This window comes from Corallococcus sp. CA047B (assembly GCF_003612065.1).
In the GTDB taxonomy this organism is placed as follows: domain Bacteria; phylum Myxococcota; class Myxococcia; order Myxococcales; family Myxococcaceae; genus Corallococcus; species Corallococcus praedator.
The window spans coordinates 1-21,633 of sequence record NZ_RAWD01000028.1 but is presented as its reverse complement, the minus strand read 5'-3'; the positions used below and the strand labels follow the sequence as shown (position 1 = coordinate 21,633).

The 21,633-nt window shown below is 67.9% G+C and carries 15 protein-coding genes; 6 read left to right on the top strand and 9 right to left on the bottom strand.

Annotation, left to right across the window (positions count from 1 at the left end):
- Window position 1 precedes the first annotated feature (1 nt).
- From D7X74_RS07395 to D7X74_RS07375, 4 genes are all read right to left on the bottom strand, one after another.
- Complete coding sequence (locus D7X74_RS07395) at window positions 2-895, bottom strand: hypothetical protein (protein ID WP_147446490.1); 894 nt, start codon at window positions 893-895, stop codon at window positions 2-4.
- Window positions 896-1,029: 134 nt separating this feature from the next.
- Window positions 1,030-2,040, bottom strand: a complete 1,011-nt coding sequence (locus D7X74_RS07390; protein ID WP_120532218.1) for a DUF2169 domain-containing protein — start codon at window positions 2,038-2,040, stop codon at window positions 1,030-1,032.
- A 6-nt stretch (window positions 2,041-2,046) separates the two neighbouring features.
- Window positions 2,047-3,324, bottom strand: a complete 1,278-nt coding sequence (locus D7X74_RS42605; protein ID WP_147446489.1) for a hypothetical protein — start codon at window positions 3,322-3,324, stop codon at window positions 2,047-2,049.
- 565 nt (window positions 3,325-3,889) lie between these two features.
- Complete coding sequence (locus D7X74_RS07375) at window positions 3,890-7,165, bottom strand: C45 family autoproteolytic acyltransferase/hydolase (RefSeq protein ID WP_120532215.1); 3,276 nt, start codon at window positions 7,163-7,165, stop codon at window positions 3,890-3,892.
- Window positions 7,166-7,402: 237 nt separating this feature from the next.
- On the opposite strand from D7X74_RS07375, the gene ada reads away from it, so the two are divergent.
- From ada to D7X74_RS07355, 4 genes are all read left to right on the top strand, one after another.
- Complete coding sequence (gene ada / locus D7X74_RS07370; protein WP_120532214.1) at window positions 7,403-8,476, top strand: bifunctional DNA-binding transcriptional regulator/O6-methylguanine-DNA methyltransferase Ada; 1,074 nt, start codon at window positions 7,403-7,405, stop codon at window positions 8,474-8,476.
- On the top strand, window positions 8,473-9,216 hold the full coding sequence (locus tag D7X74_RS07365) for a 2OG-Fe(II) oxygenase (protein ID WP_120532213.1): 744 nt from the start codon (window positions 8,473-8,475) through the stop codon (window positions 9,214-9,216). Before ada ends, D7X74_RS07365 begins: the two co-directional genes overlap by 4 nt.
- Window positions 9,217-9,311: 95 nt before the next feature.
- Window positions 9,312-10,622 (top strand): GAF domain-containing sensor histidine kinase, encoded by a 1,311-nt coding sequence (locus D7X74_RS07360; protein WP_120532212.1) that lies wholly within the window; start codon window positions 9,312-9,314, stop codon window positions 10,620-10,622.
- 179 nt (window positions 10,623-10,801) lie between these two features.
- A complete protein-coding gene (locus D7X74_RS07355; protein WP_120532211.1) occupies window positions 10,802-11,524 on the top strand; it encodes an NADPH-dependent F420 reductase in 723 nt (240 codons plus the stop codon).
- A 43-nt stretch (window positions 11,525-11,567) separates the two neighbouring features.
- On the opposite strand, the gene D7X74_RS07350 is transcribed toward D7X74_RS07355, so the two are convergent.
- Entirely contained in the window at window positions 11,568-12,083 is a 516-nt protein-coding gene (locus D7X74_RS07350; protein ID WP_120532210.1) for a hypothetical protein, read from the bottom strand.
- A gap of 79 nt (window positions 12,084-12,162) precedes the next feature.
- Window positions 12,163-12,609 carry a hypothetical protein gene (locus D7X74_RS07345; RefSeq protein ID WP_147444254.1) on the bottom strand — a complete coding sequence of 149 codons (447 nt, stop codon included), beginning with the start codon at window positions 12,607-12,609 and terminating at the stop codon, window positions 12,163-12,165.
- A 315-nt stretch (window positions 12,610-12,924) separates the two neighbouring features.
- Here D7X74_RS07345 and D7X74_RS07340 point away from each other — a divergent pair, with 315 nt between their 5' ends.
- Window positions 12,925-14,775, top strand: coding sequence for a hypothetical protein (locus D7X74_RS07340; protein ID WP_120532208.1), 1,851 nt, complete (start codon window positions 12,925-12,927; stop codon window positions 14,773-14,775).
- Between the two features lie 9 nt (window positions 14,776-14,784).
- Here the strand turns inward: D7X74_RS07340 and D7X74_RS07335 are convergent, their stop codons facing one another.
- The gene (locus D7X74_RS07335; protein WP_120532207.1) at window positions 14,785-16,209 is read right to left on the bottom strand and encodes a cytochrome P450; all 1,425 of its coding nucleotides are present in this window, start codon (window positions 16,207-16,209) and stop codon (window positions 14,785-14,787) included.
- A 20-nt stretch (window positions 16,210-16,229) separates the two neighbouring features.
- A complete protein-coding gene (locus tag D7X74_RS07330) occupies window positions 16,230-18,260 on the bottom strand; it encodes a lipoxygenase family protein (RefSeq protein ID WP_120532206.1) in 2,031 nt (676 codons plus the stop codon).
- Between the two features lie 164 nt (window positions 18,261-18,424).
- Between D7X74_RS07330 and D7X74_RS07325 the strand changes: the two genes are divergently transcribed.
- Window positions 18,425-20,488 (top strand): lipoxygenase family protein, encoded by a 2,064-nt coding sequence (locus tag D7X74_RS07325; protein WP_120532205.1) that lies wholly within the window; start codon window positions 18,425-18,427, stop codon window positions 20,486-20,488.
- A 19-nt stretch (window positions 20,489-20,507) separates the two neighbouring features.
- Here the strand turns inward: D7X74_RS07325 and D7X74_RS07320 are convergent, their stop codons facing one another.
- Window positions 20,508-21,401: a 1,4-dihydroxy-2-naphthoyl-CoA synthase gene (locus D7X74_RS07320; RefSeq protein WP_120532204.1), complete on the bottom strand. Its 894-nt coding sequence runs from the start codon at window positions 21,399-21,401 to the stop codon at window positions 20,508-20,510.
- Between the last annotated feature and the right edge of the window lie 232 nt (window positions 21,402-21,633).

Here is a 21,633-nt window from a genome sequence, read left to right as displayed (position 1 = left end):
TTCAGCGCTTCTCCGGCAAGACCCGGCAGACCGCGCCATGACCGGGTGGGGTGTGGGTGGCGACAAGGGCGCCTCCAGGGAGCCCGCTTCCGTGGAGGAGGCAGAGCGTCGCGAGCACCATCAGGAGGGGGCCGGTTGCCGCACCCACGTCGCCCAGACTCTCACTGGGATGAAGCAGCGAGGCAGCACTGGCCTGGTCCCTGAAAGCACGAAAGCGGGCAAAGGCCATCTCAAGGGCTTCGTGTTTCGAGCCGTCCATGTCGCTCAAGATGAGGCCAGGGCTTTCGTTGTTGGCGGCGCTCGAGCGCAGACACTCACGGGTGGCGCGAGTGAGGAGGGCTCCCGGCAGAGGACTCTTCTCGCCTTGCAGTGGGGTGCCTTCCCCCCACGCAGCCAATTGGGACAGTGCTCGGGATTGGGGCCTGAGCGGCTCCAGCACCAGGAATGCGGCCGCCTCCCCCGGGACCCTGCCCTCCACCTCCAGGCTGTTGCGGAGCCGGCACTGACGGTCGAGGTGCTCCACCGTCCTCGGAGAGCACAACGTATCCACTGCGCCCAGCACACATGCGTCGAGTTGCCCCTGCGCGAACAACACGGAAATCTGCTCCAGGGCCATGACCCACCCGGTGTGTCCTCCGGGGATCAGGGACACCCTGGGACTGCCTATCGACCGGGGAAACCGTTCCAGGAGCGCCTGCACCACCGAGGCGGGGAAGCTCCATGGCGAGGGCCGCGCCCCTGGCTCGGGGGTCACCAGGACCAGCCCCACGCGGTGGCGTGCGTTCCAGGAATCCGCCACACCCTGCAATGCCTCCGTGAGCGCCGCGACCGCGAGTTCCAGCAATCGGGCCTCTTCACCCACCCGAGGGTGGAGCGGAGCGATGGCGGAGAGCACGGCGCCCTCCCCGGTCCTGTCGACGATGAAGCTTTCGTGAAAGGCGTTGAACTTCGCCTGGACGGAGAAGAACGTCTCACGCGCGCCAGGCCCCACGGGAGTCCGGGCGCCGACCCCTGTGATGGCGAGCGGCCTCATGAAACCTGCCCCAGACGGACCCTGGGCTTGCCCTGGATGGAGACCTCCACGGAAGTGCTCGCCGAGCGAGGCAGGGGAAGCAGCGTCCGCCACGCCATGCTCACGCGCTTCTCATCTGGCATCAGCCACACGGCATCGAGGTCCGACTTCAATCCACGCTGGCGGTACACGACGTCATGAGAAGGGCGAGGCAGTTGGAACGCAGTGGGAACCTCGGGATGAAAGCCCTTCCACATCACGTCCTCGCCCCCCTTCAACGGCACGGCGGTGCGCAGGTACGGCGGCGCGACATGAAAGAAGCGCGGGTCGAAATCCCCTGGCACGAATGGGGCGCGCTCCTCACGCCAGCGATCGTCATAGGTCCCGGCGTGCTGCCTCCGGGGGCTCCAGGCAGGATGGACCGGACCGAATCCCAGTGTCCGCGCCGGCTCGCTGAAGCCCCGGTAGGGACTGTCAGCCCACTCCAGGTTCGGGGCGGCAACAGGCTCACGTGACGACGGACGTCCCGCGAGGAAGCCACGGCCAATCGGGTTCTCCGGCCAGAAGACCGACTTCGACGGGTCTGGGTCCGCACCACCAAAGGCCGTTTCCCACGTGAGCGGAAGCCGTACGAACGGCTGCGGGGAGCTCAACCGCCATCCCAACAATGAATTCTCGTTCCACCGCTCACCCCACACGCGCGCGGAGATGGAAATGGGGCCGACCCGCAGGGAGAGAGGCATGACCGTCATGGGTTCACCGTGCGCCGTCCAGGCGCTGCCCTGAACGAGGATGTCGGTGCCTGGCTTGCCGGTGTTGAAGTCGCCAGGCCTCTTCAGCTTCAAGGGCTGGCCGGGTTCGAATTCATCGCCCCGGGAGACGGGACTCTGCTCCCCCGCGGTCACCAACCGACCGTCCGGTTCAAAGGCGTAGGTGCACTTGACGATGACGACCAGCACCTCCTGGCCATCCCGATCCCAGGCGATCAGGTGTGATGCCGCGAAGGGGCTGTGATTGGTGACATGCATGGCGACTCAGCGCTGGCCGAGCTTCCGGGCCCAATGTTGGAGGGCTTTACGTTGTTGGCCCTGGAGCGACTCGGGGTCCGCGATGGGGGGATGTCCGGAATGAAGGGCAACTTCACGAAACGTCCACGCCCTCAAGGTTCCACCCTGGATTTCCAGGTCACGCAGACTGCGAGCAAGGCTCCAGGGCGCGCCATGCCGGATGCGCTGGCCCGCGAGCTGTCGCGGAGGCTGGGCTCGCCAGTGCCGAAGGGCCTGGGCGCGCAGGTCCTCGCGGTGCGCGTCTCGCTCGACGCGGTCCGCCTCCGCATCCGGGTCCAACGCCTCCCCATCATCGGCCACGTCCTCTTCGGGCTCGGGAAAGAGGCCCTGCGCGGGTGACCATCCAGAGAGGCACGCATAGGCCTCCAATGCCGCCGAGAGGACGCTCCGAGAGGCGCTCTGTTCAAGCCCCGCCACCACCACGGGCAGTGCCCTCGGGTCTCCATGAAAGCCCAGCGCCAGGAGCGCGAAGGACGCATGTGGCCCCTCCAGTTGCGCCTGGATCAGCTTGAAATCCTCGGGCTCCCCCAGAGCCGCCAACGCGGGCAGCAGTGTTTCGATGTGACGTCCTGCCCGGACGCAACCGCGCAAACGGGGGAGGCAGCGTGGAGGATTGATCTCCAAAAGGGCCAGGAGCGCGGCCTGCTCGAGGGCTGGCGTAGCAAGGGCATTGTCCAGAAGGGGAACCACCAGCGAAGGCGCGAGCCAGGCACCCGCCAGGAGGCAGGCAGCCCGGACCGCCGGCTGCTCGTCCTGGATGGCGCGTTGGAGAATCGCGGTCGCATGTTCACGGCGCCGCCCCAGCAGGAGAAGAAGCTCCGCCCGGACCTGGACCTGAGACTCGGAGCTGCTCTCGAAGCGGCGCCAGATCTGGGGCGCAAGCTCGCTGCCAGAATGCCAGAAGAGGGCGTCGAGCAGTGCGTTCCGAAACGGCGTCGCGCGTTCGCCTGAGAGGGCATCCAATACGGGTTCGATTTCATCGCAGCCCAGAAGCACCGCCGCGCCCCCGAATACTTCTTCCTCCCATTCACTGTCGAGGAGGGGCCGCGCCAATTCCAGGCTGCTTTCCCGGGAGTAACGAAGCGCATCAAGATGCAATTGGTGCCGCGTTTCCCACTTCGCGAGCTGCGCCCAGGAGGCGTGCCGCGTCCGAAGGAGGCGTTGATACCGGGCCCGGAAGTCACCGACGCCTTCGAGGTGTTGCCGAAGGAATGGCAGATAATAGGGAGGAGGATTGGAGGACATTCAAGCCCTCCTCAATTGATCCGAACAGCACTTCCCTTCAACCGAGCCATCCCTGTCGAACGAACGGTGACGTCGGTTCCGCGCAATTGGATGCGCCCATCCTCTCGAATCTCCATCCGTCCTTGTCCGCACCGCAATTGGAGCGAAGCGTCCGCGGTATGCGCCTGCTCACCCACGACTCCCAGGATGAGGAGCATGTCTGGGGAGCCGACAGGCTTGCAGACCAGGACATGGGCCCCAGGGGCCGGGGGAGGAGCGGCGCAGATGCCCACGGGCAGGACGAGTTTTGCTGCCACTGATTGTGCTGAAAGCGCGGCGCATTGGACGAGGAGCGGCTCACCCGGCGCGCTGACCACTTGGGCGAGGTAGAGCGCTCCCGAAGAAGCCTGCTCCAGCGGAAGAGGAATTGGCAGGGCCTGCATGCAGCCTCCTTGCGCATTCAGCGTCTGCCCGATTCAAACCCTGGCATCCGCGCAAAGGCAAGCCCCTCCCCCGTGAGGTCCGCCCAAACCCATGTCAGACAGAAATGACCTCCTCTGTCCTGACATGGGTGGGCTTCAATCCACTACGGCGTGAGCATGCCCAGCTTGGGCGCAGGCAGGTCCACGGACAGCTCCTGCGTGAGGTTGTCCGGGGTGTGGAAGCCCTTGCCGCTCACCTCGCCCGCGCGGAACAGGGCCCAGCTCTGGAGGCCGCGCTGGAACGTGCGCGTCATGTGCCACAGCTCCAGGCCGCTGTTGGCGACGAAGAGGTACAGGGTGCGCTTGGGATTCCAGGGGTTGGGCAGCGCCAGGGCGAGGCCGTCATCCGCGCGGCCGTACGTCTTGCCCTGCCAGCGGAAGTAGCGCCGGCCCAGCTCCACCGGCAGCTTCTTCTCCGCCTGGAGCCGCGCGAGCAGCCCGTTGTCCTCCGCGCCACCGAACACGACGAGGTCGCGGTCCGCCAGCTCCGCGTCCGTCACCTCCGCGTCCGGCTTGAGCGGGGCCAGCTTCTCCGGCGACGCGTCCGCCAACTGCTCGCGGTAGTTCAGCGCCAGCGTGCGCATGGACTCCACCTGGCGCGCGGAGCCGTAGACGAAGAGCAGCTTCTCCCAGTCGTCCAGCGTGTTGGCCAGGGTCTGGTAGCGCTCGCGGGCCACGGGGATGTCATTGCCCACGTTGAACACCACGCGCACCGGCTTGTCCGCGACCTTCACCGTGAAGGTGTCACTGCCGCCCTTCACCTCCACGCGCTCCAGCGTGGCGCCCTTCTCCGCCTGCACCTCCACCAGTGCGACGAACTGCCAGGGCTTGCCGGACTGCTCCACCTTCAGTGTGACTTCGTAACCCTCCTTCGTCTTCTGGGCGCGGGAGGTGAGGCGCGGCGCGGGCAGGCCCTCACGCGCCACCCACTGGCTCACGAGCGGCGCCACGTCCCGGCCCGCCGCCTCCGACGCCGTCTTGATGAAGTCCTGGGTGGACAGCTTCTTGTTCGCGAACCTCCCGTGCACCGCGGCCATCACCTGCGCGAACTTCGCGTTGCCCAGGGTCAGCCGCAACTGGTGCAAGAGATACGTCCCCTTGATGCGGGGCACCGCGTACTGGCCATAGCGCCCGTAGTCCGTGCGCGCGGACGTGGGCACCACATCGCCTTCGCGGGAGGAGACGTAGAGGTAGCGGGCATTGAGCTCCACGAGCGCGTCCCGCTGCTGGTCGAACGCCTTGCCCAGCGCATCATCGCCTTCCGGCAGGTCCTTGAGCTGGGTCCAGTACGCGGCCGAGCCGCTGACGAACCAGTTGTCCCCATCCGTGGCGGGGAACACCGTGTTGGCCCAGAGCTTCTTCTCGTCGAAGGCGAGCGCGTCCTTCACGCGGGTGAAGTCCTTCTTGGGCTTCTCCACCTTGGGCTCGGGCTTCTGCTGCGCCTTCGCGGCCTTGAGCTTGTCCGCCACGTAGACGGGGCTGAAGGCGGTGTAGCCCAGCGACAGGTGCGGCGTGGCGCCAGGCAGGTCCGGAATCCAGCGGCTGCCCACCATCTTCTCGCGCAGCGTCGTCTTGCCGAAGTGGGCCAGGAACATCAGCTTCTCCGCCATCTCCGACGTGGTGACCTTGCCGTCACACGCGTGGGGGCGGTTGATGGGGCTCGTCGCGAGCATCCGCGTGGCGCTCTCCACGTCGAAGCCGGCCTTGCCGTACCGGGCATAGGCCTCCTGGAAGGCGATGTCGCGGTTCCAGGTGTTGAAGGCCAGATCCACCGGGGCGTTGCTCGTGTTGGGCACGGACTCCTTGCGCACCTCCGGGTCGCGGTTGTTGTTGTTGGCCCAGATGAAGTCCTTGAGGTTTCCGGGCGTGTCGGCCTGCTTGCCCTTGCTGCCGGTGCGCCACAGGCGCGTCTTGTTCGTGCCCAGGAGCAGGCACGCGCCCTCGTCCGTCTTGGTGTCCGCCAGCGTCCAGTCGTTGGTGTACAGGCCGTTGTTGCGGTCCTTGAGGATGCGCTCCACGTCGTCGATGGACGACGCGTACTGCGCGGCCCGGCGGATGCGATTGCTCTGCGGGGTGCCGTCGATGTTGAAGGGCGTCTGGCCCACGGTCGTCTCTCCGATGACGATGCCCGCGTCATTGAGGAACCAGTCCGCGCCGCTGTGGATGCCGCCCGGGAAGGTCTGCATCACGAAGCGGTGGCCCTTCGTCGGCTGCACGTCCAGCACCACGTCCCAGTGGACGCCGGTGTAGCCGTTCCACATGAAGATCTGCCCCATGACGACGCGGCCGTCCTTCGTCGCGGACTTCGTGGCGACGAACGACGAGCAGTGGTCACCCTCCCCCGCCCGGCCGTTCTCGTCCTCGCCCTTGAGGAAGGTGCGTCCGGACAGCGGGGACGCCGTCACGCGGTTGGCTTCCTCCAACTGGCCCAGGTCCACCGCGGAGTTGAGCGCGACGATGTCCAGCACATCCAGGTCGCGCTCCTTCGCGTCCGGGCCCTTGAACTTCGCGCCGGCCACGTTCGCGCCGTCAGCAATGCCCTTCATCTCCTCCAGGAACTCCGGGTCGAAGCGGCGCAGGAAGAGCGAGTCCGCGAGCAGGCGCACCTGCGCCCAGCCCTTCGCGGCGTCCGCCTTGTCCTTCTGGATGCCCAGCTTCTCGATGTAGCGGACGATCTCCTGCGACACGAGCTCACCGAACTGCCGGCCGCGCTCGTAGGGCTCGCCCTCGATGTGCACGTACACCCAGCCGCCGTCGTCATACCGGAAGCCCTTGCCGGCCCAGCGCACGCTCTCCATCGGGACGTACGCGGTGATGTCGTCCACCTCCTCCAGCTTCACGTCGTCGAACCACGCAGTGCCGGTGGCCTTGCCGTTGTGGCCCAGGTGCGCCTGCACGCGGTCGGTGGACTGGGTGGCGAAGAACATCACCTGCACCCGGCCGCTGGCGTCCGCGCCCTGCGGCGGCGAACAGTTGGTGAAGGGGAAGCTCTGCATGGACAGACATGCGCCCAGCGCCGTGGGGTAGCGCGCCTGCGCATCCGCCTGCACGCCCTTCGTGCGCACCCACGCGCTCAGCCGGTACAGGCGCCCCACCTGGAGCTTCACCGGCTCCGACTGCACGGTCGTTTCGGCGCCGCCCTGGGGGCTTTCGATGAGCAGCCCCCGGCTGCCTTCCGCCTTCGCGTCGGTGCTGGTGGACACCTTGCCCTGGCCGGACGCGGACCAGCCCTTCGGGAGTCCCGCGCTCGCGGTGGCCTCGAAGCCGGCGTTGGGGACGGAGATGGGCGCGGGGGCCGCCCACGCGGGGGCCGCGGCGCAGGCCAGCAGCGTGGAACCCAGCAGATGGGAGCGTTTCCACATCAGTCGGAGGTGGGGCATGGCGTGCTCGTCTCGTACCGGCAACGGGGAAGTGGGGCGCGGCATCCTGTCATGCCGACCGCGAGCGTGCAGGCCGCGAGGGACTCGTCTCTGTCTGGCCTGGTGGTGGGCGCATGTCGCACGCCTCATGGGGGCCCGGGCGAATTCGAGAGCAAGCCGCGGAGTGCTGACCTCCAGCGCGGAGGTTAGTTTCCGGGCGTGGTCATGAGGACCGCTCTCGAAGGGAGGCAACACACCATGACGGCGAAGCTGAAGGCCCTCGCGGCGGCGACGCTGGGTGACCCGCGCTGGCCGTCGGTCGCCACGCGGGATGCGGCGGCGGACGGACGCTTCTTCTATTCCGTGCGGACGACGGGCGTGTACTGCCGTCCTTCGTGTGGCGCCCGGACGCCCCGGCCGGAGAACGTCGGCTTCCACGCGACCACGGCCTCGGCGGAGCAGGCGGGGTTCCGGGCGTGCAAGCGCTGCAAGCCGGGCCAGCCCTCGCTCGCTTCGCGGCACGCGGATCAGGTGGCCGAGCTGTGCCGCTTCATCCAGGGCGCGGAGCAGCCACCAAGCCTGGAGGCACTGGCGGACCGCGCCGGCCTGAGCCCCCATCACCTGCACCGCGTGTTCAAGGCCGTCACCGGGCTGACGCCCAGGGCCTACGCGGCGGCCCACCGGGCCGAGCGGATCCGCACCGGCCTGACGCGACGCGGCTCCGTCACCGAAGCCATCTACGACGCGGGCTTCAACTCCAGCGGGCGCTTCTACGAAACCTCCAGCCAGGTCCTGGGCATGACTCCGACGAACTTCCGCGCCGGTGGCGCGAACACTGAAATCCGCTTCGCCATTGGCGAGTGCACCCTGGGCCCCATCCTCGTGGCCTCAAGCGACCGGGGCGTGTGCGCCATCCTGATGGGGGAAGACCCCGACGCGCTGGCGAAGGACCTCCAGGACCGCTTCCCCCAGGCGACGCTGGTGGGCGGGGACGCGGCGTTCGAACGACTGGTGTCGCGGGTGGTGGGCTTCGTGGAGGCTCCCGGCGTGGGATTGGATCTGCCCCTGGACGTGCGCGGCACGGCGTTCCAGCAACGCGTGTGGCAGGCGCTGCGGGAGATTCCGGTGGGCACCACGGCGAGCTACACGGACATCGCGGAGCGCATTGGCGCACCGAAGTCGGTCCGGGCGGTGGCGCAGGCCTGCGGCGCGAACGCGCTGGCGGTGGCGATTCCCTGCCACCGGGTGGTGCGCCATGACGGGGCCCTGTCGGGCTACCGCTGGGGCGTGGAGCGCAAGCGCGCGCTCCTGGACCGCGAGGCGAACCGATGAGGACCCGGGGTGCGTTCGCGCCATCCCCGGTGGATGGAATCGCGACCCGCGTGGGGACGGTGGATTGGGGCGCGGTGGAGCAGGAGTTGGATGCGCGGGGCTGCGCGACCATGGAGCGGCTGCTCACCGCCGAGGAGTGCGAGGCCCTGGCGCTGCTGTACGACGTGGAGGGGGCGTTTCGCAGTCGGGTGGTGATGGCGCGGCACGGGTTCGGGCGGGGGGAATATCAGTACTTCGACCATCCCCTGCCGGAGGTGGTGTCGGAGCTGCGCACGGCGCTGTACCCGCGGCTCGTGCCCATCGCGAACCGCTGGAACACGGCGATGGGCATCGACGTGCGGTATCCGCAAGCGCACGCGGAGTTCCTCGCGCGCTGTCACGCGGCGGGACAGGTGCGGCCCACGCCGCTGCTGCTGCGCTACGGCGCGGAGGACTACAACTGCCTGCACCAGGACCTTTACGGGGAGCATGTCTTCCCGCTCCAGGTGGCCTTCCTGTTGTCGGAGCCGGGACGGGACTTCACGGGCGGTGAGTTCGTGCTGTCGGAGCAGCGGCCCCGGATGCAGTCTCGACCGGAGGTCGTCCCGCTGCGACAGGGGGACGCGGTCGTCTTCGCGGTGCATCACCGTCCGGTGCAGGGCACGCGGGGCACCTACCGCGTCAACCTCCGGCACGGCGTCAGCCGGGTGCGTTCAGGGCAGAGGCACACCGCGGGCATCATCTTCCACGACGCGGCCTGAAGCACCTGCGGCACGGAAGGTTCCTCAGCGAACGGAGGAGCAGGACAGGGAGCACAAAGTGTTCACCTGGAAGGCGCCCCGATTAGGCTCGCCCCATGAAGTTTCTAGGCGAACTGGATGATGTCTCCCTGGGGCGGACGCAGCGGTGCAACCGTCGCCTCACGGACCCGAACCGCCTGCAGGCGATCCGCGACACCGGGCTGCTGGACACGCCCCGGGAGGAGACCTTCGACCGCCTCGCACGCCTGGCGGCGGAGCTGCTCGACGTCCCCCTGACCATCATGTCGCTGGTGGACGCCGACAAGCAGTTCTTCAAGGCGGACTTCGGCCTGCCGTCCCCCTTCCGGGAGACCCGGACACTGCCGATCGACGCCTCGCTGTGCCGCTACACGCTCGAGGGAGACCCCATCATCTCCTCGAATGCGCTCAATGACCCCTTCCTGAAGTTCCATCCTTCGACCGGGCCCTGGGGCATCGTCGCCATCATCGTGCTGCCGTTGATCAACCCGGACGGCCACGTGCTGGGGACCTTCTGCTGCATCGAACCCAAGGTGCGCGAGTGGACCCCGAGGGACCTCAAGGTGATGCGGGAGCTGACGACGTCCATCATGACGGAGATCAACCTCCGCAATCAGATCCAGAAGCTGAAGACGGAGCAGAACCTGCGGGAGACGTTCGTCGCGGCGCTCACCCATGACCTGCGCACGCCCCTGACGGCGTCGAAGCTGAGCGTGCAGCTCCTGGGAAGGCGCCATGCGGACCTGCCGAGCGTCCAGACCTCCGTGGCGCGGGTGAGCGCGAGCCTGGACCGCGCGGAGCGCATGATCCAGAACCTGCTGGACGCGAGCCGGATCAAGGCCGGCAAGCGGGTGGCCCTGGATCTGGGGGAATGCGACCTCCACGCCATCACGACCCAGGCCCTGGAGGAACTCGCGGCCGTCTACACGGAGCGCTTCGTCCTGAAGGCAGAGGGCGTGTTCAAGATGAAGGCGGATCCGCTCGGGCTTCGCCGCATCGTCGAGAACCTGGCCTCCAACGCGGCGAAGTACGGCGCGCCGGGCACCCCGATTGAAGTCCTGCTCGCCCAGAGTGGGAACCGTGTGACGCTCCAGGTGAGGAATCAGGGCACCCCCATCGCCGAGCACGAGCAGCAGACCATCTTCGAGCCCTTCCACCGCACGCGGTCCGCATCGGAGAGCGCGGAGAAGGGCTGGGGGCTCGGCCTGCCGCTGGTGAGGGGACTCGCCGAGGCGCACGGTGGGAGCGCCACCGTGACGAGCTCCGCCGAGGACGGGACCTGCTTCACCATCATCCTCCCGCTCGAGGCGACTTCGCGGGAGCCGCACGCGACCCTCGCGGATTTCGCGCGCATTGAAGCGAAGGAGTTCACGGGCTTCCGGAGCTGAGCACGAGCGCCCACCGCGGGCGCGAGACGCCTCCCTGAGTCAGGGAGCGCGTCCGTGATTGTGAAGCATGGCTTGAAGGCCCATTGCGTCGGTCGCGTCTATTTCCCGACCGGCGCCGGGCGTATTTCTTCCTGACAGCGAGGCACGAACGCCCTCGACTCCAAGGAAGGTTCACCGTCATGCCGATCTCCCGTCGCTCCGTCCTGGGGACCTTCGCAGCATTGGCCTCGCTCCCGGTCCTGGGCCAGATGAAGACAAAGACCCAGGCCCTGCGGATCGGCGTCATCGGCGCGGGGTGGCTGGGGGGCACCGTCGGCCAGATCTGGGTCCGGGCCGGGCACGAGGTGCTGTTCTCCTCCCGCCATCCTGACGAGCTCGTCTCCATGACCCGCCAGCTCGGCCCGCGCGCTTCGGTGGGCACGCCACAGCAGGCGGCCGAGTTCGGCTCCGTCGTGTTGATCGCCACGCCCTACAGCGCGATTCCGCAGCTCGGGCGCGACCTGAAGAAGGCCCTGCGCGGCAAGGTGGTCCTCGATGCCTGCAATCCGCCCGCGGGCCGCGACGACGCCCTGGCGCGCGAGGCACAGGCCCACGGCGCCGGCCCCACTTCCGCGAAGTACCTGCCGGGCACGCGGCTGGTCCGGGCCTTCAGCGCCGTCGACGCCACGGCGGTCGAAGCGTCCGCCGGCCGGCAGAGCGGGCTGCTGGCGGTTCCCATCGCCGGGGACGACACCCAGGCCGTCCAGGTGGCGGCACAGTTGGTGCGCGACGCCGGCTGCGAGCCGTTGGTGGTGGGCAACCTGGCCGCGGCCACCCGCTTCCAGCGGGGCGGGCCGGGCTTCCGGGCCAACACGACGATGCCGGAGCTGCGTCGCCTGCTCGGCCTGCCTGAAAAGGACTGACACCCCACCGTCGCCGCGTGGGGACAACCGGGGTCCCGGTGTCTCAGCTCCCTACCAGCGTCACGCTCACGGGGGTGACGAAGGGAGCGTCATCGTCCGCGCACATCTTGCGGTAGTCCGCGTTGAAGGTCATTCCAACCTTGGCGTGCGGGGTGTCGCGCCCGCCGGTGCCCTCGGTGATGACCAGCGTGATGGAGCAGCCGAACTTCATGTCTTGAGGAGGGATGATCAAGGAGCAGGAGCCCTGATTCAGGGCAAAGGTGGCCGCGCCCGTCATGGTCGCGGTCAGGGTGCACTCGAAAGGGGCCAGGGAGACGCGCAGGCGATCCGACACGCCCGGTTCCGCGGTCAGGCTCAGGATGGGCTGGGACTGGACGGGATTCATCGCGTCGCTCGTCACCGGGCTGAACATCGTCATCGTGACGGGATGGGTGCCGGTGACGCTGGAGCGCGTGTCCTGGAGCGGCTCGATGGGACTGTCATTGTCGTCACCTCCACCGCAGGCGGAGCAGAGGAGGCAGACGGCGGCGGAGGACGTCAGGGCAAGCGGACGGAACATGGGCGGGCTTCCTGGGTACGCCCATACGACGGATGGGCGTCAGGCGTTGGAGTGGAGACGCAGGGACTCGCCCTCCCGCTCAGCAGCTGCAGGTGTTGAAGATGTTCTGGTATTGGTATTCCGTGTGCGTGTAGGTCCCCGCCTCGTTGAAGCACACGCGGTAGCTGGACTGCTGGTTGAAGCGGCCGCGATAGTTGTAGCGCCGGGCCGTCTGACCCAGCGGGCAGGACGGGGCGGCGCCCTCGATTCCTCCCCCACCGACGAGGGATTCGGGGTCGCCCTCCTTCGCGTACGGTTCACAAACCCAGTAGTAGCCACATGACGTGGTGGCACCACAGGAGGTCGTGCCCGTGTTGGTCCAGGTGGACCAGGTGCCACAGGAGCCCAGCTCCGCCTCCACCGTGGCCAGCGCTTCGGCCTCCTCGGCCGCGGCCTCCTCGGGCGTCATCGCCCCGCCACAGGCCGTCAATGCCAGACTCGTGCACACCAGGGTGAGCGCTCGCAGCCACAAGGTTCCAGACTTCATGGACGACTCCTGGGTCCGGTACAGGGCTCCCGAATGAAGCCCGACCTTCCGACCTGGAATCATGCCAGCCAGGACATCCCCGCCAAGCCAGTCCGGGCCTGAAGGGCCCGTCCCGCCGCCTGGAAGTATTGTGCAGCGGACGTTTGTGGAAGCGCCGCGCCTGGCCCGAGGCGGACCTCTGGCTTTGAAGCGCAACCCCAACAGAAAAATAGAAGTTCGGGGCAACGACCCGGTTTCCTTCCCGGCTCCGTATTCGCAGGGGGGACGGCCGGAGCACGAAGGCCCTTTCCCACACAACACGATGAGGGGATGGGTATGTCGAGGATCAAGGCAGCGGTGTGCGGTGTGGCGCTCGTCATGGGTGCGCTGAGTGGGTGTGGGGACCCGGCTCTGGAACCCGTAGTCACGGAGGCCGCGCACGAGGCCGCGGTGAAGCTCCACCTCGCGCAGGAGGACCTCATCGCCGGCGGTCCGCTGGCCCTGCGGGTGGAGGTCGCGAGCCCGGTGGCCACCACGGCCACCGTGGAGCTGAGCGCTCCCGAAAGTCTGGCGTTGGAGCGCCGCACGCTGACGGTGGACCTGGCGGCGGGCGAGACGAAGTCGGTGTGGGTGCGCGGGCACGCGCCTCGCGCGGGCTTCTTCTCCGTCACCGCCGTGGCCCGGGCTGACGCATGGGGACGGCCCACGTCGCACCTGCTCGGCCTCAACGCGCACCGGCCCGGCGAGACCGTCCTCGCACCCGTCACGCAGACACTCACCGAGCACCTGTCCGGAGTCCCCCGGGTGCACTCCGCCGAGGAGCTGGCCCGACTGGACGCCGAGGACGTGCGCGCGGCGGCGCGCGGCGGCGGACAGGACACGTCGCCCCGCACGGTGATGCTGGATGGCGTCACCTTCCCCCGAGGGGATGGCACGCGCTCCGCCCCCGTGAGCACCGTGATGACGGTGCTGCCCGACACCGGCAGTGGCGCCCCGTCTCGCGTCGACCTGGAGGCCGCCTCCCGCGTGGCGCCGTCCGGCGAAGTGCAGGCGAAGGGCTTGGGCTGCAACGCCAATGGCGACGCGGCGTCCGTGCACGTGGGCCTGTCGTACCAGGGGCGCTGGCAGGACGTCCGCAACACCCGCGTCACCGTCTATGACGAGAACCCCGCCCTGCCGAACACCCAGGTGGCCACGGGCTACACGGACGCCTCGGGCTGGTTCCACTTCCGCAAACCCACCTGCGATTACGGCGCCCCGTGGGACATGTCGCTCGCGGACCTGTTCTTCGTCGTCGAGACGGAGGACCTGTACTCCATGGGCGTCTACTACATCCTCACGCCCTACAGCGGCACCCACAGCGTGCGCACCGGCACCTTCTGGGACACCAGCGGCACGACCTTCTCCGTGAACCTGGCCGCAAGCAACTCTCCCGCCGAGCAGGCCCTGGGCGTGCTCAACCTCATCCAGCACGCCGAGGAATTCAACGCGTACGCTGGCGGCACGGGAGGTTCCTACTTCTCGCTGCGCGTGGCCTGGCCCACCCACGTGCCCTTCACCTCCGTCTCCTTCGCCACGGTGTCGAAGCTGGAGCTGGTGGAGCAGGACTGGGCGGATCCGTTCACCGTCTGGCACGAGTTCGGCCACGAGCTGATGTACTTCACGACGTCACCGGTATCCTGGTACTCGGCCTATGAGCTGGGAGCGCTCGCCATCACCTTCCCGAGCTTCGCCTACGGCAGCCACTTTGGGACCGAGCAGCAGCACCCGGAGCTCGCGTACAACGAGGGTTGGGCCAGCTACTTCGGTGCGCTCCTGGCCCAGTGGCACGGCTACCCGGTAGGCGGCAACCTGAGGAACTTCGCTACGACGATCACCGGTTGCAACGGTGCGGGCTGCACCTATGGCGATGCGGGCACGGTGTGGGCGAACGGCAACGAGAACGAGATGCGCGTATCCACCTTCCTGTATCGCTACAACGTGGAGGTGCTGCAGGCGGCCTACGGCCTGGGCCCCCGCGGCGCGTTCGGCAGGATGCGGGAGCGGCTCTTCTACGTGGGCCGCTACGACGTGGACATCCACGAGGCGTGGGAGTGGTGGCTCCGTCCGACGATGCCCCCCGGATGGGAGTGGAAGGTGTCGCAGATCGCCTCCGACACCTTCATGGACACCGGCCGCATTCCGTAGCGCTCACCCTCAAGCGGAGATGGCTCCCACCGGCGGAGTGGCCCGCGCTGCTTGCGATGAGCGCGCGACGAGCTTCCCGGTGACGCCCTTGGGAAGCACGACGCCGAAGAAGAACCCCTCTTCGAAGGGCTCCGTCGAATCGACATGGGCCTTCGCACGCGCGGCGATGGTCGCCAGCGCCGTGCGAAGGAACACCATCGCGAAGTCCCCGCCCACGCACGCGCGCGGGCCCCGTCCGAACGGGAAGAAGTGACCGCTGCCCAGCGGGTCGCGGGCCGCGCCGCCGTCCAGCCAGCGCGCGGGGTGGTACGTGTCCGGCTCCGTCCAGTGGGCCGGGTCCCGGTGCAGGTGCTGGTTGGAGATCATGATCATCGCGCCCGCGGGCAGCGTGACGCCCGCGAGCTGCGCGTCCTTCGACGGCGTGCGGGTGAAGACCCGGACCGCCGGCAGGAGGCGCAGGGATTCGAAGGCGCAGGCCTCCGCCCAGGGCGCATGGCCCAGCTTCTCGAACGTCAGCGGCCCGTCCCCCAGCGAAGCAGCCTCCTGCGCGAGCCGTGCCTCCGCCTGGGGATGCTTCTGGAGCTGGTGGAACGCCCCCACCAGCGTGACGCTGGAGGAGAAGGCGCCTCCGTAGAAGATGCCGCCCAGCAGGTGCGCCAGCACCTGGTCATCAATCCCAGGCGTCTCGCGCAGCGTCCACGACATCACGTCCACGCCCTGGGGATTCGGGTTCTTGCGCGCGGCGCGCACCCGGTCCGCGAACTGGCCATAGAAGCGCGCCTTCGCCTCGTCGAAGCCCTTGGGCGGCGAGACGAACTTCAATGGCAGCTTCGCCTGGATCCGGGCATCCGCGCCCTTCGCCAGCAGCATGAAGTCGTCGAACACGGAGGTCGGAAGCCTCTCCCCCACCGCCGCCACCGCGAAGGCGTCGAAGGTCAGCTTCCGCATCGCGGTGGTGTAGTCGATGGAGGGCTCCTTCAGCAGGGCCTCCACGGACTCCACGATGGACCGGTGCATCGGCTCCACCTGGGCGGCCAGCCACTTCGGGGACCAGGGCTGCTCCATGGGCTCCAGCTTGCGCTTCTGGGCCCAGTCCCCGCTCAGCTTCGCGATGAAGACCGTGTCGTCCGTCACCGTGGGCCGGATCTGCTCGCTGATGTTTCCCTTCTCGAACTCCATCCGGCGGGGGGACTCCAGCACCTCCGCGATGATCGCGGGGTCGTTGAGCACCACGCCGGGGCTGGGCCCCATCCAGATGAGCGTGACACCGCCGTACTCGCGGCCATACCGCGCGCAGACGTCCCAGGGCTGGGGCCCCAGGAAGTCACCCGCGGTGCCGAGCACGCCGGGCTGCGGCCCGGGGAGTGAAGCGAAGGGCTTGCGCCTGGAACCGAAGAACAGGTTGAACAGGCCACGAGAAAGCAGGTTGGGCATGGGCATCTTCTCCAGACGTCTCAGACGGTGATGCCGCAGGGGATCCGGTCGGACTGCAGGACCGTGTAGGGCACTTCGCACTTCTCGTTGCGAGCCTTCACCGCGTCGCGCTGGGCGCGCAGCCGGGCATGGAAGCGGTCGCGGAGGGCGAGCACCTCCGGCTCCTGGAAATACTCCTCGTACCAGCCGCCCTCGTGGAGCAGGTACTCCTCGTCGTCACCGAAGCTGGAGAGCGCGCGGCCGATGGAGACCTGCCAGAGCATCTGCGACTTGGTGGGAATCATCTCCACGATGTCATCCGGCCCGATGAGGCCCTTCTTCGTCGGAGGCGGCTTGCGCATGCACAGGGGCGCGTTCGGCACGAAGGCATAGTGTTCGTACTGGAGGTAGTTCACCGCCGCGTGCTGGACGCTGACGGTGAAGAGGACGGTGGTGAGGATGTCCACCAGGTCCGCGACGCGCTTGAGCTCCGTGCAGGGCAGCTTCTCCACCGACATGCCGTGCGAGATGAGGTCGGCCCACCAGCGCTGCATCTCGACGTCGTTCATGAGGTCCGCGTCGGACTTGTAGAAGTGCCCGAGCACCCCGCCGACGTATTCCTCGAACGCGTCCCACAAGGGCAGCGCGTCGTCCCGGTACGGGTAGTGTGGGAGCACCGCTGGATCCATCACCCCGCGGCGCTCGATGTCCTGGCGCGGCTTGTTGTCCGTCAGCTTCCAGCGCTGGTAGCCCTTCTTGCCCAGGAACACGTGGCCCTTGTCGGGGCCGCCGGTGGCGATGATGTCGTCGAACACGCCGCCCTCCGCGAGCAGGCCCCTTCGGGCGCCATCGTTGATGGCGAGCGTGTACCGGAAGTGCCGGCGCAGCAGCTTGTAGACAGGGTGGGGGTCCGGGAGGTTGCGCATCGTCGCCATGACGAACGGCTCCGCGATGAAGTGCGTCCGCAGCGCGTGCCCCACCATCTGGTGCGTATTGCCTTCGCTGCACCGGACGTAGATCTTCGCGGCCAGCCAGTCATATTGGCTGTCATTGGGCGTGAACACCGGATCCTTCTCCGGGTCCCGGCCGAGCTGGATGGCGATGGGCCGCAACTGCCGGGTGTCGTCCAGGTACAGCAGGCAGCGGGACGCGGGCGACCAGCGCCGCTCCTCGACGCCCTTCTCGTCCACCTTCTTGAACATGGGCACGTCGTCCAGGATCTCGAAGTCGAGCAGGAAGATCCGCTTCGACGCGAGCGCCTGGGCCAGCGAGGTGCCCGGTGACAGCAGGCCGTGCAGGTCTCCGTCCGCGAGCGGCAGGCCCTGGGGCAGCGCGGTGATGGACTGGATGTGGACGGGGGTGATGCCCTGGACGGCCTGCCGGGCGAACTCGTAGTCGTCCTTCCACCGGTTGGCGAGCTGGGGCAGCTCGATGCCCTTGAAGAAGTCGAAGATGTCCACCAGGCCGTTCCACGCCTTGTTCAGCAGGGGCATGTGCAGCTTGATGGCCGCCAGCGTCTTCGCGATGACCACCTCGTAGCTGCCATCCACGAGGCCCCGGTACAGTTCATCCTTCGGGAGCGGTTTCGCCTCGCTGATGTCGAGCGCCCCGGGCAGCCCGGCGGTGGCCTCGGGCGCACGCCAGCCGTACATCCGCTGGCGTGCCTGGAGCTGCTCCTGACGGGCGGACGCCGCGCGCTCGTGCTGCTCCTGATGCGCCATTCGCGCCGTGCCTTCGAGGACCTCCACGGTCGCCCTGCCCAGCACCCAGCGGTGGTGGGGGAAGAACCAGCGCTTCTCTCCCGCGGTGACGACGACATTGTCGAGCAGCCAGTCGCTCGCGACGCCATTGCCGGTGTTCGAGAAACGGAGAAGCAGCAGCTCGCCCAGGTCGCGGGTCTGGAGCGGATAGGAGTCCTGCGCTCCGGCTTCGAAGTCATTGTGGAAGCGCTTGTCCAGCGGGTGTGAGTCGCTTTCACCCTGCGTCCCAACCAGCACGACAGAGATGTTGGCGTTGGTTCCCGCACCGAGCCGCGAGTTCGTGCGAATCGTTAGCGTGTAATCGACAGTCATGGAATCCCCCACTAGCACGGGGACACACCGTATGGCGCAAAAGCGGGCTGGACAAGCCGTGATACCCTCCAGGGTGCGATGACACCCGCCCCGAACAGCCTCTGTCACGGACCCGAATCCACGATGCCCTTCGGTGCGATGTCTTGCATTGAGGTCCGCCGTCAATGAGCACCGTCTGGCGCCGAATCATCGCGTCCCTGGGCCTCAAGTCCCGAAGCCCCGAAGCCGACCTCCTGGAGCCGGACGAGCTGGCCCGGTGGTACGCGGGGCTCGACCTGAAACAGCGGCTGGCGGTGAGCCGGAACCTGGCTTCGCGCGTGCGTGCGCCGCGTGCGACAAGGGATCCAGCCACCCTGCCCGCCGTCGCCAGGGGCCGCCTGGTCTTCGAGCAGGACGGTCCCCGGGGGCCCATTGCGCTGCACCACCTCAAGGTGGAGTTATGGGACCGGGACTTCGGGACGCCGGACGACTTCCTGGGCGAGGGATTCACGGATGCGGACGGGGCCTTCGCCATCCGCTACGACCCGGCCGACGCGGGTGAAGGCGACCTGCCGGACCTTGAGCTTCGCTTCTTCGAGCCCCAGCACACGTTCCGCAAGGACGGGCGCGTGGTGGAGACGTGGCGGCGCATCGGTTCGGAGCGGGGCCCGGACGACCACGGCGGGCTCCAGTACGATTTCGGCACGGTGCGAGTTCCCTACTGGGAATACGACCCGGCGTCACCCCTGGCGCGGTTGCTCGTCGTGGAGGAAGGCACGCCACCGACGGCGTATGCGCCGGGACGTTCCCTGGCGATGCTGAAGGCAGTCGCGCCCATTGAACTCATCAAACGGCAGCACCAGCTCCAGGGACGGCTGGGGCAGGCGCCGAGTCTGGCGAAGATTCAAGCGGACTATCCGGAGTCGACGACGGCCCGGATGGAGCGGGAGTCGCCGGGCTCCACCCGGAGTGATGCCTATTTCGGTGAACGCCTGCTCAACGGCATGTTCTCCAGCGTGATGGACCGGGACCCGGAAGCCCCCGGGGATGCCCAGGCGTTCCGGCTCTACCTGCCGTGGAATGCGTATGAGCAGGACGGCCGCCACTGCCTGCCGGATGTGGACGTGAGGCTGCGGCTGGTGGAGGGAAGGCTGCTGCCCGTGCGCATCATCCTGGGGATGCGCGAGCCTGGAGCGACGGCGCCGGGTTCACCCGTGACACGGCGGACCTTCACGCCCGCGGACGGCGCGGACTGGGAGGCGGCCAAACGGATGGCTCGGGTGAGCGCGACGCTGGACGTGGAGTTGGGCAACCACCTGGGGCAGTGCCACTTCAACGTGGAACAGTATGCGATTGCCGCGCACCGGAACCTGCGACGCAATCCCTTGCGTTGGCTGTTGATGCCGCACCTGCGGGAGGTGGTTCTGATCAACCATTCGGCCAACGGGTTCCTGGTGGGATCGACTGGATACATCACGCGCTCCAGTGCGCTGACGGAGCGGGGCATCAACAAGCGGCTGGAACACCTGATGGGCAGCTATGACTGGAAGGGTTTCGCGCCCGCGACGCCTGTCTGTGAAGGACACCGGTATGCAAAGGCCGGACAGCTCTTCTGGCGATTGCTCGGGGAGCACATCGACGCGTTCTTCGCGGAGCACGGCACGGAGTTGGAGGCGCAGTGGCATGAGGTCCGCCGGTTCTCGGACGACCTCGTGACGCATTCGGTGCCTGCCTTCGTGTGTCGTTATCTGCGGGCGAAGGTGCCGGGGAAGGAGGCGCCGTGGTTCGTGCGCTCGGAGCGCATGGACCTGGACGCGAAGGCCGTGGAGCCACCGCCCAAGGCCGTGAGCGCGGTGACGCATACGGATTCGCCCCAGCCCGGGGAGGTGGAGGCGCTGAAGAACCTCTGCCGCTACGTCATCTTCTTCGCGACCTTCCGACACGCCTGGGCGAACAACCTCCAGTGGGAGGACGCGGGCGAGGTGCTGTATTCGTGTCTGGGGCTCCGCTGGGGCAAGGGAGGCGCGCTGTCGACGGAAGAGGACCTGGACGTGGCGCCGGAGCCGGATGAGGCGACGGAGATGCTGTGGATCTCCTGGATGCTGTCCAAGACGAACTACGGGTTCATCCTCTCCAATGAAGAAGAGGACGTGCATCCCCGGTTGCTGGAGCTGCTGCGGGCCCATGCGGCGGAGTTCGCAGCGCTGGGCCTGGATGTCCGGACGGTCAGCTCCCGCATCAACATCTGAGCGGTTTGGACAACCGCGCTCAGTACGTCCACGGGAAGCGCTTGAAGTCGCGCTTCCGCTTCTGGACGAACGCGTCCCGGCCTTCCTGCGCTTCCTCCGTGCCGTAACCCAGACGCGTGGCCTCTCCCGCGAAGAGCTGCTGGCCCACGAGCCCGTCGTCCGGGAGGTTGAAGGCATACTTCAGCATCTTGATGGCCGTGGGGCTCTTGGTATTGATTTCCGCCGCCCACTGCAGCGCCACCTTCTCCAGGTCCGCGTGCGGCACCGACGCGTTGATGGCATTCATCTGGAACGCCTCGTCCGCCGTATAGGACTGTCCCAGGAAGAAGATCTCCCGCGCCCGCTTCTGCCCCACCTGCCGCGCCAGCAGCGCGGACCCGTAGCCCGCGTCGAAGCTCGCCACGTCCGCGTCCGTCTGCTTGAACATGCCGTGCTCCTTGCTCGCGATGGTCATGTCGCACACGACATGCAAGCTGTGCCCGCCTCCCGCCGTCCAACCCGGCACCACCGCGATCACCACCTTGGGCAGGAAGCGGATCTGCCGCTGCACCTCCAGGATGTGCAAACGCCCCAGCCGCGCCGGATCCGCCGCGTCCTCCCCGGGCTCGTACTTGTAGCCATCCTTGCCCCGGATGCGCTGGTCCCCACCCGAGCAGAACGCCCACCCGCCGTCCTTCGGCGACGGCCCGTTGCCCGTCAGCAACACCACGCCCACGTCCGTCATGAACCGCGTGGCCTCCAGCGCCCGGGCCAGCTCGTCCACCGTCTTCGGACGGAACGCGTTGCGCACCTCCGGCCGGTTGAACGCGATGCGCACCGTGCCCTGGTCCACCGCGCGGTGGAACGTGATGTCCTTGAACTTGAAGCCTTCCACCGGCTGCCAGCGGGACGCGTCGAAGAGGTCCGAGACCATGCGCAGTCTTGCTCCGAAAATAGGGGGAGTGAACGGGCCGGCACCCTACCAGTTTCCCGCTCGAAGACGCCCGCGCTACCGTGCGCGCCATGCCCACGAGCCTGCTCGTCATCCATGTCCACGTGCACGTGCTGCCCCAGCACGTCGACGCCTTCCTCCAGGCCACCCTCGCCAACGCCAGCGCCAGCGTGAAGGAGCCCGGCATCGCCCGCTTCGACGTCTGCCAGGACAC

Bases quoted from the DNA above. Each gene is read 5' to 3' on its own strand.
- D7X74_RS07360 (WP_120532212.1), top strand. From the start codon at position 9,312: ATGAAGTTTCTAGGCGAACTGGATGATGTCTCCCTGGGGCGGACGCAG.
- D7X74_RS42605 (WP_147446489.1), bottom strand. From the start codon at position 3,324: ATGTCCTCCAATCCTCCTCCCTATTATCTGCCATTCCTTCGGCAACAC.
- D7X74_RS07355 (WP_120532211.1), top strand. From the start codon at position 10,802: ATGCCGATCTCCCGTCGCTCCGTCCTGGGGACCTTCGCAGCATTGGCC.
- D7X74_RS07320 (WP_120532204.1), bottom strand. From the start codon at position 21,401: ATGGTCTCGGACCTCTTCGACGCGTCCCGCTGGCAGCCGGTGGAAGGC.
- ada (WP_120532214.1), top strand. From the start codon at position 7,403: ATGACGGCGAAGCTGAAGGCCCTCGCGGCGGCGACGCTGGGTGACCCG.
- D7X74_RS07345 (WP_147444254.1), bottom strand. From the start codon at position 12,609: ATGAAGTCTGGAACCTTGTGGCTGCGAGCGCTCACCCTGGTGTGCACG.
- D7X74_RS07390 (WP_120532218.1), bottom strand. From the start codon at position 2,040: ATGCATGTCACCAATCACAGCCCCTTCGCGGCATCACACCTGATCGCC.
- D7X74_RS07335 (WP_120532207.1), bottom strand. From the start codon at position 16,209: ATGCCCAACCTGCTTTCTCGTGGCCTGTTCAACCTGTTCTTCGGTTCC.
- D7X74_RS07330 (WP_120532206.1), bottom strand. From the start codon at position 18,260: ATGACTGTCGATTACACGCTAACGATTCGCACGAACTCGCGGCTCGGT.
- D7X74_RS07340 (WP_120532208.1), top strand. From the start codon at position 12,925: ATGTCGAGGATCAAGGCAGCGGTGTGCGGTGTGGCGCTCGTCATGGGT.
- D7X74_RS07375 (WP_120532215.1), bottom strand. From the start codon at position 7,165: ATGCCCCACCTCCGACTGATGTGGAAACGCTCCCATCTGCTGGGTTCC.
- D7X74_RS07365 (WP_120532213.1), top strand. From the start codon at position 8,473: ATGAGGACCCGGGGTGCGTTCGCGCCATCCCCGGTGGATGGAATCGCG.
- D7X74_RS07325 (WP_120532205.1), top strand. From the start codon at position 18,425: ATGAGCACCGTCTGGCGCCGAATCATCGCGTCCCTGGGCCTCAAGTCC.
- D7X74_RS07350 (WP_120532210.1), bottom strand. From the start codon at position 12,083: ATGTTCCGTCCGCTTGCCCTGACGTCCTCCGCCGCCGTCTGCCTCCTC.